Consider the following 15,541-nt stretch of genomic DNA (forward strand, 5'->3'; position numbering starts at 1 on the left):
GGACTGTCACTCCGAAAAGGTCAGTTGCAGGTTGAGGTGCTTGTCGACTTTGACCTCGGTGCCTGGCGGTATTGCGAACGTCGTGTCTTCCTGCGCCACGATGGCCGGGCCTGAAAAGTGCCCGCCCGGACGTAGAAGGTCGCGCCGGTAGAGCCCAATGTCCTCGACGGCGTTGCCTATGAAGACTGGAATGTGCCTCTCCGGCTTCATTTCCGCGCCTTCGACGTGAGCCTCGACCGCAAGCTCCAGCGTGGGTCCCGCACCGATCGCGGCAAGGCGCAGGTTGACGATCTCGATTTCGCCATCCGGATCGTGGAAGTCATATAGCCTCTCATGCATCGCGTGGAATGCCTGTTCAATGGCGTCGAGATCAGCCTCTTCAAGCCACCTAGCCAGGATGGGCACTTCGATCTCGAAGCTCTGCCCGACATAACGCATGTCGGCGGACAGATTGAGCGTCGCCGATCCGACATGCTCCTGCTTGGCCAGCCAGCTCCGTCCCTCGACCGACAGGGAATCGAGCGAACCTTGCAGGAGCGGCAGGGCGTCGGGCGTGAGTTCGGTAAAGACGGTCCGGATGAAATCGCCGCGCAGGTCAGCCACCAGACCGCCAAGCGCGGAAACGACGCCCGGCCGCGGCGGGCCGATAACGTTCGCCATACGGAACTCCCGGGCAAGGAAAGCGCCGAGCATCGGACCTCCGCCGCCGAAGGGCATCAGGGTGAACTCTCGCAGATCGACGCCCGCACGCGAGGCGAGCTTTTCCACCTCGACAAACATTTCGGAGATCGCCACGTCGAGGATTGCCTGGGCTGCCTGCTCGGGCGTTCGGCCAATCTTTTCGGCGAGCGACGCGACGGCAGCCCTGGCGAGCGAAACGTCGATCTGCAGCTGTCCATAGGCCATCTGACTGTGTCCCAGCCAACCGCAGACCGCCATCGCGTCCGTGACGGTCGCATGTTGGCCACCCCGCCCGTAGCACGCAGGCCCGGGTGTCGATCCGGCCGATTCCGGCCCGACGCGGAGCACGCCATGGGCATCTACACTGGCGATCGAACCGCCGCCGATTCCGATAGAGCTGACAGATACCGAGGGAATGTGCAGCGGGAACTCGCCGATCAACTCGCCCGTACCGAATTGCGGTTGGCCGTCGATGATGAGGGCGAAGTCGGCGGACGTTCCGCCGATGTCCAGCGTCAGGACATGTTTTTCTCCTGCGCGGCGGGCAAGCCAGGCGGCGCCAATCACGCCGGAAGCGGTTCCTGACAGAAGCATCTGAACGCAGGAGCGCTTGCCCTCGGCCGCGTTCATCACGCCGCCGTTTGACTTGGTCAGCAGTGCCGGCGCCGTCACGCCGCGCGAGGCGAGCTTATCTTCAAGCGCAGTCAGGTAACCTGCCACCCGCGGATGGACATAACCGTTGAGAATGGCGGTTGTTGTCCGTTCATACTCACGGATGACCGGCCAGACCTCCGAGGAGGTGAAGACGAAGAGCTCGGGCGCAACCCTCTCGATTTCCGCTCGGACGGCCGCTTCCTGCGCGTCGTTGCGCCAGGAATGGAGAAAGGAAACGATCACACCTGCCGCGCCCTTGGACTTGGCATCGGCGGCAGCGCGGGCGACGGCCGAAAGATCGGGCGCCAACGCCTCGCTTCCATCCGCCCGCAGACGGGCCGGAATGCCGAAGATCATGTCACGCGCGATCAGCTGATCCGGACGAGAGCAAAAGAGCGAATACACGTCGGCCATGCGGAGCCGTGCCAGCTCCAACACATCTTCGAAACCGGCATTCGTAAGGAGGGCGAGCGACACGCCGCGCCGCTGGATCACCGTATTGATGCCCACGGTCGTGCCGTGCACGAACCGACTTACCGCAGCGGGGTCGAGCCCCTCGCGCTCGGTGAGGAGGGAGAGGCCCTTCATCAATTCCGCGCCTGGATCGTCCGGCGTCGTGAGAACCTTGAGGGACGCGACGCGCCCGCTTTTCGTTTCCAGTGCACAGAAGTCGATAAACGTTCCGCCGATATCGACGCCGATCTTCCAGTCTTGCTGTTCGCGCTCATGCTCCTTGAGCGGCGCCGCACGTGCCATGTCGTATCCTTTCATTCGATTGCTACAAGGCTGGCACGGATGCGGCTGCGAGGTCCAAGAGCGATAAAACCGTACCCCATAAGGTACGCTTATGTCCCCCGGGCGGCGCCTATTCCATAGGCCGGACTTATGGGAATGCGTCGAACTCGACTTTGACACCCGGCGCAAAAATCGTGGAGGCTCGGCCACTTGACAAGCGCAGGACTGGACATATCGAATGGATGCAATTGTTCTGGGCGGTGGGCTCATGGGAGCCGCGTCCGCATTTTTTCTGGCCCGGCGCGGCATCCGGGTGACGCTGATCGAACGCAACCGGGTCGGTACGGGGGCGACGATCGCTTCCTTCGGGAACATCCGCCGCAGCGGCCGCTACCTTCCGCAGCTTCCCCTCGCCTCCCGGTCGCTGCAACTGTGGGGACAGGCGGCGAATCTGCTCGGCCGCGATGTCGAGTTCCGCGCGACGGGTCACCTGCGCTTTGCATTCACGGAAAAAGCCGTGAACGAAATGCGGACATTCGCAAAGGCCGCGAAGCCCTGGGGCCTTGATCTCGAGGAACTGGAGCCAAGAGACTTCAAGACGCGATTCCCGGGCCTCGGAAGCACGGCCGTCGCTGCATCCTTTTCCCCGCAGGACGGCAGCGGAAATCCCCGCCTTATTGCTCCTGCCTTCGCCGACGCGGCCCGCCGCCTCGGGGCCACCATCGTGGAGGAGGCCGGCGTCGGCGCGATCACGAAGAAAGCTGCCGGATTCGAAGTTACGACGTCGAAAAGCCGCCACGCGGCGCAGGTCCTGCTCAATGCGGCCGGCGCGTGGGGCGCCCGGATCGCCGAACAGTTCGGCGAAAGCGTCCCCATCGTCGCCAAGGGTCCGCAGTTGGGGGTGACCGAGCCGCTGTCCCATCGGATCTCTCCCGTCGTGGGCGTCTGGGGGCACGACTATGGTGGCGGCTATCTCCGTCAGGTGGAGCGCGGCAACATCGTCTTTGGCGGCGGCGCGGAGCGCACGGACGTTTCGCTGGAGACCGGTTATGCCAAGGCTGACCCGGCCCGCTTGCCGAGGCAGCTCCTGTCGTTGTTGCCGATCCTTCCAGCGCTCGCGAACCTCACCGTCATACGCACCTGGTCGGGCTGTGAGGGCTATGTCGGCGATGGCCTGCCGGTGATGAGCCCATCGGCCACGACGCCGGGGCTTTTCCACGCTTTTGGCTTCTGCGGCCACGGGTTTCAGCTCGGGCCGGGCGTGGGAGACGTTATGGCGGAGATGATCGCCACAGGAAAAACAGATACGCCGCTGGACGACTTCCGGGTCGAACGATTTTCCGGGCGCCAAGGCTCGGACTGGCGATCGCACACACAGAATGGAGCGGTAGGATAAGGCGAAGCGGGTAAGGCGGCACCGATCTCGATATTGGCCTTTTTCAGCAGGGCGCGGACACGTTCTTTCTTTTCGGTTTCAACTGGCATGATCTTTCTCCTCTTCCTTTTGTCCTCACCGAACGAGGTGAGCGGGAGGGACCATGCGACAGCCAGTGTTATAGCACCGACAGGCGAGCGTTAGCCCTGCGTCATTTTCAGAACTTTTCTTGGCGAATCGAGCGACGCCTAATAGGACTCAAAAAATCTGGCGCGCGCACCCGAGAACAGCAGTTTAGTTCGGTCGCTCCGGGCCATTTTCCCCTACGGCTGCCCTCGACCATAGCTGCCGCGCCGGTGCCGCTAAGTTGTCCGTGATGGGGCGCGAAGCGGACGTTCACCTGTCTTGGCAGCTTCGTCCTTGGAAAATCTGTCGGTGCTGTGCCAATCGCAATTGGGGACACTGCAACCCCACATCTGATGCGACTGGCTCATGCCTATTGTATCTTTTTCCGAGACAATTTGGCTCATATTCATAGCCTACTGTGACCATCTGTTCCCGATTAGGTTCCTACGTACACCAGTTGGCCATCAACACGGAAACGGTGGACGAAACTTCAAACATCGGAGAACTGCATGCTCACTCGTAGAGGACTCATCAAGAGCGCAGCAGCGCTTTTCGCAGCCGGATCGGTATCGGGCGGGTTCAACCCGGTCTTTGCAAAGGCACCTTTTCGACCTTCCCAGGCTCCCGGCTTCTACAGAATGAAGCTGGGTCGCTTCGAACTGACGGCGCTTTCGGACGGTACAATTCCTTTGTCTCTCCCGGAACTTTACACAAATACGGACGCCGACGAAGCGCGGAAAGCGCTGGGCGCGGCATTCATGGGCACGCCGACAGATACATCGGTCAACGCCTTCCTCGTCAACACAGGGGACAGGTTGGTGCTGATCGACGCTGGTACGGGCACCTACCTCGATGGTGCGCTCGGCAAGCTCGTCGCCAATCTCGAGGCAGCCGGCTACAAAGCGGACCAGGTTGACGACATCATCCTGACCCATATCCACACAGACCATTCCGGCGGGCTGACGATCGAAGGCAAGCCGGTGTTCGCCAACGCGACTGTCTACGTCAACAAGCGCGAATACGATTTCTGGATGACAACGCCTGTGGAGAGTCGACCGGCCAATGTGCCGCCGAGCCATTTCGTCGAGGCGCATGCGAGCCTGAAGCCCTATGCCGAGGCCGGCAGAATTCGGACCTTTGCCGATAATGCGGGAATCTTGCCGGGCGTCGGCTCGATCCTGCGGGCCGGGCACACGCCGGGACACAGCTCGGTCGTCGTCGAAAGCGCAGGCGACAAGATCGTTTTCTGGGGCGACATCACCCATGGAAACGTGCTGCAGTTCGACGAGCCGGGCGTGGCGATCCAGTTCGATACGGACCAGGCCGAGGCCGTTCGTGCGAGAGCCGCAGCCTTCGAGCATGCCGCCGATGGCAAATACCTGGTGGCCGGCGCTCACATTGCCTTTCCCGGCATCGGCCATGTTCGCCGCGACGCGACAAATTTCGACTGGGTTCCTGTCAACTATGCCTCTTGAGGGCGACCATCCTGGCGCAACGAGCGGAGTCCGTTGCGCCGGTTTCATATCTGAGCGGCACCAATCGCCAGCCTTGACATTAGGGGCACACGAGGCCGCGTGCGACCCAACTGAGTGCGGCAACCCGGAACGAAAAGCCCCCACTTCGTCATGCCCCTCCAGCAGACGCCGATCAATGCGAAGCGGCCACATTCTCATTGCGGATCTCTGTGAGGTTCAGCCGCGGCACCAGAAAGTCGAGGAATGCCCTGACCTTTGGCGGCTGGATACGTCCGCCGGCCCTCATCGCGTAAAGCGTGGGGGCCGGCCCGGACCATTCGGGGAGGACGCGGACGAGACGTCCCGCGGCGACATCCGCCCTGACGCGGACATGATTGGTCATGTGAAGACCCTCGCCGGCCAACAGAAAGCCGTGCAACCCTTCAGGATCGCTGGCCACCGCAACGGGGCGGACCGGGAACTCGTTGCGCTGCCCCTCGCGCGTCAGAGGCCAGGCATGGACCGGCTTGTCGTAATAGAACTGTGTCAGCAGGCAGGCATGATTGATGAGCTCTGCCGGGTCCGAAGGGGCTGTGTGCCGGTCAAGATAGGCAGGAGCCGCATATATGCCCATTGGCAGATCACCAAGCCGGCGGGCACTGAGCGAGGAATCCGGCAAAGGTCCATCCCAGAGCCGAAGCGCGATATCGATCTCCTTGGCAACGACATCCAGCACCTCATGGGCCAGAAGCAACTGCGGATAGACATCGGGGTAAAACCTTCGGAATTCGCTGAGCACCGGCGCTAGAATGCGCGTCGACAACCAGTACGGAGATGTGATCCTGAGCCAGCCCTTGGGATGTTGTTGAAGCTCGGCCACGGCGCTTTCGGCATCTTCGATATCCTTGACCAGACCCTCGCAGTGCTGAAAGTAGATCGCACCAGCCTCGGTGAGCTTGAGGCTGCGCGTTGTCCTGTGGAGAAGCTGGGCCCCCAACCGCGCCTCCAATTCCTGTACCTTGCGGCTGATCCGCGTCTTCGGCGTTCGCAGTGCCCGCGCCGCGCCGGTGAAACTGCCCTCCTGCACGACCTTTACGAATGCCACCGTATCGCTGAAGTCGCGCAGCATATGCTCTCCTCGCATTGTCCTTAAATTCGGGACAATGAAGACCGATTTCGCCAGATAATCAAGCCACCTCATTTCTTCTATCTGTCGATTGTCCCAATCGGGATGAAGACAGAAGGAGAAAAGAAATGGCAAACCTGAACGGGACCAGTCCCGATATCAACGCAAGCACTGCCGAGAACCCCTCAAGAGACGGCACCGAGCGGGTGAAGAACGTCGTCCTCGTGCACGGGGCCTTCGCCGATGGTTCAGGCTGGCGTGGCGTATACGACGAGTTGACCGCCGGCGGCTACACGGTCGCCATCGTCCAGAACCCGCTGACCTCGTTCGAGGACGACGTGGCCGCCACTCGCCGCGTCATCGCGCGGCAGAATGGCCCGGTCATCCTCGTCGGACACTCCTACGGCGGCACGGTGATCACCGAGGCGGGTGACGATCCCCAGGTCGCCGGCCTCGTCTATGTGGCCGCCTTCGCGCCTGACCTCGGTCAGTCCACCCTTGACCAATACGGCGAAGTGCCACCGCCGCCCAACTTTGAGCCCGACGTTCAGCCGGACGGCTTCGCCTATCTCAAATCGGAGACGTTTCATGCAGGCTTTGCCGCCGACACCAGCGAAAGCGACGGCGCATTCCTTCGCGACGCCCAGGTTCCGATCGCGATGAAGGCGCTCGAGGCAAAGGTCAGCAAGGTGGCGTGGAAGGTCAAGCCGAGCTGGTACGTTGTGGCGACCGAGGACGGGGCAATTGCCCCCAAGCTTCTTCGCAGCACGGCCCGGCGCATCGGTGCCGACACGACCGAACTGGCAGGCAGCCATGTCGTGTTCCTCACCCAGCCCTCGGCGGTTGCCGGCGTCATCGACCGCGCGGCACACGGCGCAGCCAAGCCCGGCTCGGTAGACCCGTCCGCGAGCATGAAAGCCGCCTGAAGTCCACAGAGCAATCATCCAACGAAGTCGATCAACACAATACGAATGAAGGAGCGATGACATGAATAAGGTATTTGCTACGGCGGTTCTGTCCGCATTCGCCTCCACCGCAGCACTCGCTGCTCCGGTTCTCGAACCGCACGCCCAGGCTTTTGCCACTGCGGCCGCCAAGGCCACCCCACTTTACACCTTGCCTTATGAAGAGGCGCGCCAGGTACTTTCATCCGTGCAGAGCTCCACTGTGGCGATCCCCGCTACGGTCATCAAGGACGAAGTCTGGCCGATCGGCCCGACCGGCAAGGTGCGCGTGCGCATCGTCCGCCCGGAACATGCGCGCGGCTTACTGCCCGCCGTCATGTACTTTCACGGGGGCGGCTGGGTCATGGGCGATCGGAACACGCATGATCATCTGATCCGCGAACTGTCGGCCCAAGCCCACGCTGCGGTCGTCTTTGTCGAATACGACAATGCCCCTGATGTGAAGTATCCCGAAAACAACGAGCAGGCCTATGCTGCGCTCGAATATGTCGGCAAGCATGCCGAGGCGCTCGACCTCGATGCCGCCCGCATTGCCGTTGCCGGCGACAGCGCAGGCGGCAACATGGCGGCAGCCGTCACGCTGCTTTCCAAGCAGCGGCAAGGCCCCAGGATCCTTCATCAGGTGTTGTTCTACCCGGTCACCGACGATATCTCGGACAACGCGTCCTACCGGGCATTTGTAGAGGGGCCGTTCCTGACCCGCAAGGCAATGGACTATTTCCTGGAAGCGAACTTCCCCGACGAGTACCGGAACGATGTGCTGGCCTTCCCGCTGAAGGCAACGGTAGAGCAGCTCGAGGGGTTGCCGAGCGCGACGGTGATCGTTGCGGAGAACGATCTGCTTCGCGACGAGGGCGAGGCTTATGCCCGCAAGCTGCTGCAGGCCGGCGTCGCCGTCACATCGACGCGGTATATCGGGACCATTCATGATTTCGTGATGCTGAACGCCCTTGCCGACAGCGCGCCCGCCAAGGCCGCGATTGCCCAGGCAAGCACCGCACTGCGTACCGCGTTCGCGGAATAAAACGTGGGATTGAATACCTGATCCGGCCGGACGACCTCGCTGTCTCCGGCCAATTTTTTTGCCAGGACTAAATGCTCTGGGATTTGATAACGGGAGGCGCTTGCCCAACCCCAGCCTTGAATCCTTCGGCGGGCCGAGTCCGGTGCGCGAACTGCAGCTTCCAGCCGCCTGGGATATTGTTGAGCCGATCTGCTGGAGCGCCTTCTCGAAGGCGAAGACCTCGCGCCAAAGCACGTCATGCTGCCTTTGTCGCCTAGTAAGCGAGGTTCCGTCGGCGCAGTTTGAAGCGGCCATCATCAAGCTCGACAAGCAGCCGGCTTACTGAACCGGGTGGATTCGCACCGGCAACCCGACAAGGCGACCCCAGGCGCCGGATGAGCTGTGCGCCCACATAAGCACTCAGAATCGTAATTGGCCGGCCGTATGTCGGACGCATCGATCTCATAGAGAATGGAATGGGAAGTATTCCTGCGATGATCTTCGCCTGCTCGTCAATCAGATATGCTCTCGCTGCCCCAGTGCGAAGGCGGCTGGGCGACCCACGTTGATCGCCAGCCGTTCGCTGTCGTCGTAGAGCTGCTTCAGAAAGCAGAAGTCCGATTGTACGAACGCCTGCGTCATCGCGTGCGGGCGTAGCTACACTACCTTGTAGTGCGGCTTGAGATGCGTCGAGGAATACACCTTTATTAACAGGCGTCTGCATCAGCACACGCCATAGGGGAATTCAGTGAACGAAGAAGAGCCGGTCAAAAGCAAGAAGCCCTTCAAGATTAAATTGTCGGACCTCAAGAACTCGGAGGCGGTGAAACGGACGGAACATATCAACCGTGCAAGCGCGGCCCCTGAACATTTAAATCGCCCGCGACACCCGGGGCCGGCTGATTGTTTGCAGCACATGGAAGAAGAGCGGTTCAGGATCAGCGACCTGATGAAACCTTCCCTCGATCGGAACGAGAAAGAAGCGTAGAAGCGGATCCCTTCGGTGCGACATCAGCGCATTCGCTCTGGATTTTTCGTTCCTATCCTGATTGGCGCGGTTCAAGAGCGCTTTCGCATTTGCTTATCAGGCGATACTGTATTCTCTTGGCGGAGGGGCAACCGTGGAACGTCGTCTTACCACAATAATGGCTGCCGATTTGGTCGGCTATTCTCGCCTCATGGCGGCGGACGAGGAAGGCACCATTTCGCGGCTGCGCGATGCGCGAACCTACGTGATTGACCCGGCGATTATGGAAGGCGGTGGCCGCATCGTCAAAACCATGGGCGACGGGCTCCTAGTCGATTTCCCATCGCCAGTGTTGGCGGTAAGAGCGGCTCTTCTAATGCAGCGCAACTTGATCTCGCGCGAGTCTTCTCAAGGGGAAGACCGACGTCTGCGCTTCCGGATCGGTATTCATCTGGGAGACGTGGTGATCGATGGGGACGACATCCTCGGCGACTGCGTCAACATCACTGCGCGTTTGGAAACCATCGCACCCGCCGGAGGCATCTGCATATCTCGTGCAACCTACGATCATGTGCAAGGCAAGATAGAGGCTGGGATGACGTGGCTCGGGCCACAGTCCGTTAAGAACATCCCCGAACCAATTGATGTGTGGCAGGTCGAGGTGGACGGCACGGCGCCCAGCCCGGTTCGGCTCTCTGGCCAGGAACGTGCTTCGATCGCGGTTCTCCCATTCCAGAATTTTTCTGCCACGCCCGATCAGGACTTCTTTGTCGACGGACTGGTCGAAGACGTCATCACGGAACTAGGTCGCTTTCGATGGTTGTTCGTGATCGCTCGCAACTCGACTTTCGCCTACAAGGGAACAGCCAAGGACGTACGCAAGATCGCCCGGGAACTTGGTGTGCGCTATGTCGTGGAAGGATCGGTTCGGCGGTCAGGTGATCGGTTGAGGATCACTGTACAGCTAATCGACGCGCTGTCCGGAGCACACATCTGGGCCGAGCGGTGGGATCGTCCGATCGCCGATTTTTTTGATGTGCAGGATGAGATAACGCGCCGGATTATCGCGGGCATCGAACCAGAACTGGGAGCGCACGAACGGGGCCTCGCCCTCGCCAAATCCACGGACAACCTTACTGCTTGGGAACTTTGTCACCGCGGCCTTGCTGAATTGCTTTCCTTCGAAGCAGGTTCTCAAGCCACTGCCGAGAAGTTCCTTCGACAAGCGCTCGAACACGATCCGAATTTCGCACTTCCCTACGCCTATTTAGCTCGTCACCGATACGCACTCGTCCTTTGGGGGCGTGCCGCAGACGTGCCTGTCGCTATCAAGGAAGGACTATCGTTCGCCACGAAGGCCTTAGAAATCGACAGGCGGAGCGATATCGCGTACGCGATGATGTCGCTCCTTCTTACGGTGGACGGGCGAGCGGCTGAGGCCATGCCTGTCGCTGAACAGGGCCTTGCATTAAATCCCAACTACGCGTTTCTTCACTTTGCACATGGAATGGCAGCCGTGCGGCTCAGGGACGCCGATACGACGATTAGAGCCGCACAAAATGCCATCGATCTCAGTCCTCACGATCCGTCTATGTTTGCGTTCAAGACACTTTTCGGTATTGGCCTGATGCTAAGAGGCGAGCCCGATGACCTCTCAACGGCCCGGATGCATCTACGGGAAGGCGCGTCCTTCGAACGCACAACCTATTATCCATTCATTGGGGCAGCGTTGCTCGCCCTCAGGGCGGGCAATACCGATGAAGTGAGGATCTGGATCTCTGATGCTTTGAAGAAATTTCCAAACCTAAATGCGGAATACGTCCGAGAGGCGGCCCACCCATTCTATGAAGGCAGTCCTTACTGCGACTACCTCGACAGGTTGATCGAGCAGGGGCTCCCCCCGGGAGAGAAGCGTCTCTAGGATGGGCAATGTCGCAAGTTGCTCAGAACTTCCCCTTGGCAGTTTGGGCATTTGATTGTCGACATAAATGGACGGGCGCTCACGTACTGGTTCACGCGAGAAGCACATGTCGCTTTGCAGTTAATTGAAAGACCCGTGATAAGTGATTTCAGAGGCTTAGCTTTGCCCGTAATTTGAGATTGAGCACTTAATTTGATAATGGCACCGCGACCGTTGCACTTAATTTGATAGTGGAGCACTCGAAAATCGGCGTAGAGTAAATCGCTGTGATTCTTCCGAGAAGCGTGCTCCAAATTGCTTCAATTGGTGCATAGTAACCGCTGAAGGGGCGGCATACTAAAACGCTGCCATCGGACACACCGAAGAAGAAGCCTTCAGTCGCCGGCAGGGTGCGATCGCGGATCGCCGTTTCCAGGCGATCGAGATCGTCGGCGGATAGCTGAAGATTGATGCAATTGAAATTCGCGTGCGTGCCGCCCTTCGTACGCATCCGAGGTGGGCCGCCTTGTAGGAATTGTCGGATTTGGCACTGACTGTCCTTATTGACGTCAAAAAGGACAGTGCGGCTATGGATCGAGTTGAGATTGTCGACACGGGTCGGCGTCGTCGTTTTAGCAAAGAGATGAAGCTCCAGATTGTCGCGGAGAGTTATTTGGAACCTGGCTTGTGTGCGACGACGGCGCGGCGACATGGTATATCGCGTTCGCAGTTATATGAATGGCGCCGGCTCGCACGAGCGTGGCAACTGGATGTTGCGTCGCCTGTGGGCGGCTTTGTCCCGGCGCTGCTTGTTCCAGAGGTAGAGCCGGCAGCAGGGTCATTGCCGAACGCCGGCCGGATGGAGGTTGTCAGCGCGAATGGTCGCCGTGTGATCGTGGACCGCGATGTCGACGTTGAAGCGCTGCTTCGGATCATGCGCGGACTGGAGGCGCTGCGGTGAATCCGTTTCCGATGGGAACAGGCGTCAAGGTCTGGCTTTCAACGGGGTATACGGACATGCGCTGTGGCTTTCCCTCCCTGGCGCTTCGGGTGCAGGAGGTTCTGAAACGTGATCCGTTGTCAGGGCATCTCTTCGTCTTCAGGGGCCGCAGATCGGATATTTTGAAGATCATCTGGCATGATGGTCTGGGCGCCTGCCTTTTTACCCGGCGGCTGGAGAAGGGCCGGTTCATCTGGCCGAATATGGAGGGCGGCGCGGTAGCGATCTCACCGGCGCAATTGTCTTATTTGTTGTCCGGGATCGACTGGCGCAATCCGCAGGAAACCTGGCGTCCGACACGGGTCGGATAGCATTATTGCATTGAAAATATTGAGTGAATCTGATCGAATGGCTTCATGACTTCGAAGCCTGTGGACCTTCCTGCGGACCTTGCGAGCGCCTATCTGGCGCTGCTTTCCGAGCGTGAGATGTTACAGGCTGAACGTGATGTCGTTGTTGCCGAGCGCGATACCGTCGTCGCCGAGCGGGACATTGCGGTGGCGCAAGCCGCCAATGCGCAGGCCATGCTGTCGGACAGTGAGGCCTTGATTGCCAGTCTGGAGCTGGCGATCGAAAAGCTGAAGCGCGAACTGCGCGGCCGGCGATCCGAGCGCACGGCGCGCCTGATCGACCAGATGGAATTGCAGCTCGAAGAACTGGTGATGGCAGCGACGGAGGATGAAGCCGCAGCGCAGGCGGCTGCCGCCAAGACCTCGAGCGTGCGTTCGTTCACGCGCAAACGGCCGGTCCGAAAGCCGTGGCCGGAGGATATCGAACGCGAGCGCGTGGTGATCGATCCCCCAGTCACCTGTGCATGCTGCGGCGGGTCGCGCCTGTCGAAACTGGGCGAGGACGTCACTGAGACGCTCGAGGAGGTTCCGCGCCGGTTCAAAGTGATCGAGACGGTGCGGGAGAAATTTACCTGCCGTGACTGCGAAGCGATCAGCCAGCCGCCGGCGCCGTTCCATGCCACGCCGCGCGGCTTCATCGGTCCTCATCTGCTGGCGACGATCCTGTTCGATAAGTTCGGCATGCATAGTCCGCTGAACCGCCAGAGCACCCGGTTCAAATGCGAGGGCATCGAGCTTTCGACCTCGACGCTGGCCGACCAGGTCGGGTATGGAACGGCCGCGCTCCTGCCGATCTTTGATCTGATCGAGGCGCATGTCTTCGCGGCCGAGCGCCTTTTTGGCGACGACACCACCATTCCCATTCAGGCCAAAGACAAATGCACGACCGGGCGCATATGGACCTACGTGTGCGATGACCGGCCCTACGGCGGAGCGGCAGCGCCGGCGGCCATATACTATGCTTCGAGCGACCGCCGCGGCGAGCATCCGCAGAAGCACCTGGCCGGGTATGGCGGCATTCTGCAGAGTGATTGTTACAATGGCTTCGAGCCGCTCAGTGTCGCCGAAAAGAAAGCGGTACCGATCACCTTCGCCTTTTGTCATGCGCATGCGCGGCGCAAATTCTTTGAACTGGCCGACATCCAGAAAAATGCCCGCGACCGCAAACGCAAAGGCAAGCCGATCTCGCCGATCGCCCTGGAGGCCGTCCAACGGTACGATGCGTTGTTTGAGATCGAGCGCGAGATCAATGGATTGAGCGCCGAAGAACGACTGGCCGCGCGGCAGGAAAAGAGCAAGCCGCTGTTCGATGACATGCACGAGTGGCTAAAACGGGAGCGCGCCATGCTCAGCAAATCGTCCGAGGCGATCGAGCCGATCGATTACATGCTGAAGCGGTGGGATGGTTTTGCCCGTTTCCTCGAAGATGGCCGGATTTGTCTCACGAACAATGCCGCCGAGCGCGCTCTGAGAGGTATTGCACTCGGGCGTCGAAACTGGACCTTTGCCGGTTCCCAGCGTGGCGCCGATCGTGCCGCCATCATGCTCTCCGTCATCACGACCTGCCGTCTCAACGACGTCGACCCAAAGGCGTGGCTCGCCGATGTGTTCGCCCGCATCGCCGATCTTCCCGTCTCCCGCCTGCACGAACTGCTGCCTTGGCAATGGAAGACACACAAAGGGACGGCTATTGCGGCGGCCGCGTAAACAGCTCCCGGAACAACGCTTCCGAACGCTCCAAGCCTTCATCGGTCAGGATCAATGACTTCGACTTGTTGACTGGGTCGCCGATCATGCCCTTCTTGTGAAGCCTATCCGTCGTTGCCCAGTCGAAGCCTTTCCAGGCACAACGCTCGTTATGCAGCGTCAGCCATAACAGCGCCAAAACGGCATCGTCGATCTTGTCCTCATCGATCTCCATGGACCGACGTTACCACGCGCGGCGCCCAAAATCCCGCGGCCCTGCTCGGATGGATACCGCCCTTCTCGCGGTAGAGCCGTTCCATCCAGCCGTGAAGGTTCGGATGCTTGCGCCATTAGTGGAGCGCCGTCGCGGCCTCTTCCACTTCAAAGTCGACCGGCGTGGCGGGCGGTTCGCGAAGGCTGCAGGCGTACATGTCGAGTCCCATGATTTTCTCCTTTCGTCGCTCTGTCCCGAAGGACGCAGCGTGAAAGGCCGGGCGGCGTCGGTCGCCGCCGTCATGGCCAACACGGGCCTTCTACGAAGGCTGGCGCGGGCAGGCCATAGATGGCAAGGCGCTGTCCGGCAGAAGCGCAAGAAACAAGAAACCGGAGGGGCTGCAACGCAAAGGAGCCTGGGACCCGCCTTGTCTGGACCGCGCTCGCAATCCGCAAGGGGACGCGGCGGAGGGTGAGCGGCGCAAGCGCGACCCGAAGCAACGGCGCCGGTCCCGTATGGCGGCGTGGTTGGAATGCCCTGTTGCAAAAGGTTGCGAAACGGCCGCCGCCCCACTCCCGTTTACCACAGGCTTCGGCCTTCTCTTCGGCGCAATGGAAAGCGCGTTCAGGCCTTCGCCTGCGTCGCTCCGCCAAAGGCGGAGTGGAAAACGGGAGCGGGTCGGAACTCCTTCTTGTCGCCGCCGAATGGCTGCGCCCTGCGGCACCTGACTGGTAATCGGCCAGACGCCGAGCGCTACAGCGTGCGATCTGTTTCGCCGCGCCGCTCGTCGGCTTCTTCGGCTCACGCTTTCGACGGATGACGGACAGACACGTCACCGTCCATCAACATCTTGAATCGATCAGAGCTGATCGATTCATAAATGTCGTTGGACGCCCTGAGCTTTGTCCGGCCAAATCTTGGCCACGACCCAGCATTGGTTCCGCCTTTATGTTCAGCGCATCGATGCAACCAGAAACATGGCACGCTTTTATGAGATATCGATCGAGCCGGATCTCTTGGGTGGCTCGGCGCTCGTCCGCCGTTGGGGCCGTATCGGCACCCGCAGCCAGAAGCGTGTCCATCTATTGAGACCGTCAAGCGATAGGTCGCTTCCTTTTCCTGGTTCGCCAGAAGCGAGCGCGCGGCTACCGGATCACGAAAAGGCATTAAGGGGTCGGTTCCTGCTCGGGGCGAAATAACTAGAGAGGCGCGCGCCACGGGCTTGTTATGCTCCTTCCACCGTACCCATGACTTCGTTCATGCAGATTTTATCTGCTCACTTCCTCATTTTTAAGCAGCGGTAGT

14 protein-coding genes and 1 pseudogene are annotated in these 15,541 nt (G+C 60.4%); 10 read left to right on the forward strand and 5 right to left on the reverse strand.

Features of this window, described 5'->3' with window-relative positions; translation table 11 throughout:
* Positions 1 to 6: 6 nt before the first annotated feature.
* Positions 7 to 2,091, reverse strand: a complete 2,085-nt coding sequence (locus SJ05684_RS23565) for a hydantoinase/oxoprolinase family protein (protein ID WP_034858231.1) — start codon at positions 2,089 to 2,091, stop codon at positions 7 to 9.
* 217 nt (positions 2,092 to 2,308) lie between these two features.
* On the opposite strand from SJ05684_RS23565, the gene SJ05684_RS23570 reads away from it, so the two are divergent.
* Positions 2,309 to 3,466 carry an NAD(P)/FAD-dependent oxidoreductase gene (locus tag SJ05684_RS23570; protein WP_050980159.1) on the forward strand — a complete coding sequence of 386 codons (1,158 nt, stop codon included), beginning with the start codon at positions 2,309 to 2,311 and terminating at the stop codon, positions 3,464 to 3,466.
* Positions 3,467 to 4,080: 614 nt separating this feature from the next.
* Positions 4,081 to 5,046 carry an MBL fold metallo-hydrolase gene (locus SJ05684_RS23575; protein ID WP_034858234.1) on the forward strand — a complete coding sequence of 322 codons (966 nt, stop codon included), beginning with the start codon at positions 4,081 to 4,083 and terminating at the stop codon, positions 5,044 to 5,046.
* Positions 5,047 to 5,218: 172 nt separating this feature from the next.
* Here the strand turns inward: SJ05684_RS23575 and SJ05684_RS23580 are convergent, their stop codons facing one another.
* Positions 5,219 to 6,154: a LysR family transcriptional regulator gene (locus tag SJ05684_RS23580; RefSeq protein WP_034858237.1), complete on the reverse strand. Its 936-nt coding sequence runs from the start codon at positions 6,152 to 6,154 to the stop codon at positions 5,219 to 5,221.
* 125 nt (positions 6,155 to 6,279) lie between these two features.
* Here SJ05684_RS23580 and SJ05684_RS23585 point away from each other — a divergent pair, with 125 nt between their 5' ends.
* Positions 6,280 to 7,077: an alpha/beta fold hydrolase gene (locus SJ05684_RS23585; RefSeq protein WP_034858238.1), complete on the forward strand. Its 798-nt coding sequence runs from the start codon at positions 6,280 to 6,282 to the stop codon at positions 7,075 to 7,077.
* A gap of 61 nt (positions 7,078 to 7,138) precedes the next feature.
* Entirely contained in the window at positions 7,139 to 8,140 is a 1,002-nt protein-coding gene (locus SJ05684_RS23590) for an alpha/beta hydrolase (RefSeq protein ID WP_034858241.1), read from the forward strand.
* Positions 8,141 to 8,635: 495 nt separating this feature from the next.
* On the opposite strand, the gene SJ05684_RS30860 is transcribed toward SJ05684_RS23590, so the two are convergent.
* Positions 8,636 to 8,761 (reverse strand): hypothetical protein, encoded by a 126-nt coding sequence (locus SJ05684_RS30860; protein WP_280109817.1) that lies wholly within the window; start codon positions 8,759 to 8,761, stop codon positions 8,636 to 8,638.
* Between the two features lie 106 nt (positions 8,762 to 8,867).
* On the opposite strand from SJ05684_RS30860, the gene SJ05684_RS29780 reads away from it, so the two are divergent.
* Together SJ05684_RS29780 and SJ05684_RS23605 are read left to right on the forward strand one after the other, a co-directional pair.
* Positions 8,868 to 9,107 carry a hypothetical protein gene (locus SJ05684_RS29780; RefSeq protein WP_157212006.1) on the forward strand — a complete coding sequence of 80 codons (240 nt, stop codon included), beginning with the start codon at positions 8,868 to 8,870 and terminating at the stop codon, positions 9,105 to 9,107.
* Between the two features lie 133 nt (positions 9,108 to 9,240).
* Positions 9,241 to 11,007 carry an adenylate/guanylate cyclase domain-containing protein gene (locus SJ05684_RS23605; RefSeq protein WP_034858248.1) on the forward strand — a complete coding sequence of 589 codons (1,767 nt, stop codon included), beginning with the start codon at positions 9,241 to 9,243 and terminating at the stop codon, positions 11,005 to 11,007.
* A 187-nt stretch (positions 11,008 to 11,194) separates the two neighbouring features.
* On the opposite strand, the gene SJ05684_RS23610 is transcribed toward SJ05684_RS23605, so the two are convergent.
* Entirely contained in the window at positions 11,195 to 11,497 is a 303-nt protein-coding gene (locus SJ05684_RS23610; RefSeq protein ID WP_034858250.1) for a hypothetical protein, read from the reverse strand.
* Positions 11,498 to 11,575: 78 nt separating this feature from the next.
* Here SJ05684_RS23610 and tnpA point away from each other — a divergent pair, with 78 nt between their 5' ends.
* Genes tnpA through tnpC form a run of 3 tightly spaced genes read left to right on the forward strand, consistent with a single transcriptional unit; the run spans position 11,576 to position 14,043 of the window.
* Positions 11,576 to 11,947, forward strand: a complete 372-nt coding sequence (gene tnpA / locus SJ05684_RS23615) for an IS66-like element accessory protein TnpA (RefSeq protein WP_014330860.1) — start codon at positions 11,576 to 11,578, stop codon at positions 11,945 to 11,947.
* An 11-nt stretch (positions 11,948 to 11,958) separates the two neighbouring features.
* Complete coding sequence (gene tnpB / locus SJ05684_RS23620; protein WP_080577875.1) at positions 11,959 to 12,297, forward strand: IS66 family insertion sequence element accessory protein TnpB; 339 nt, start codon at positions 11,959 to 11,961, stop codon at positions 12,295 to 12,297.
* A gap of 45 nt (positions 12,298 to 12,342) precedes the next feature.
* Positions 12,343 to 14,043, forward strand: a complete 1,701-nt coding sequence (gene tnpC, locus SJ05684_RS23625; RefSeq protein ID WP_014330862.1) for an IS66 family transposase — start codon at positions 12,343 to 12,345, stop codon at positions 14,041 to 14,043.
* On the opposite strand, the gene SJ05684_RS23630 is transcribed toward tnpC, so the two are convergent.
* Positions 14,024 to 14,257 carry a DUF6429 family protein gene (locus SJ05684_RS23630; RefSeq protein ID WP_014330863.1) on the reverse strand — a complete coding sequence of 78 codons (234 nt, stop codon included), beginning with the start codon at positions 14,255 to 14,257 and terminating at the stop codon, positions 14,024 to 14,026. The genes tnpC and SJ05684_RS23630 overlap by 20 nt on opposite strands.
* 956 nt (positions 14,258 to 15,213) lie before the next feature.
* On the opposite strand from SJ05684_RS23630, the pseudogene SJ05684_RS23635 reads away from it, so the two are divergent.
* Positions 15,214 to 15,406, forward strand: a pseudogene (locus tag SJ05684_RS23635) (WGR domain-containing protein).
* Positions 15,407 to 15,541: the final 135 nt, after the last annotated feature.

Origin of the sequence: Sinorhizobium sojae CCBAU 05684, from assembly GCF_002288525.1 — a bacterium.
GTDB lineage: Bacteria > Pseudomonadota > Alphaproteobacteria > Rhizobiales > Rhizobiaceae > Sinorhizobium > Sinorhizobium sojae.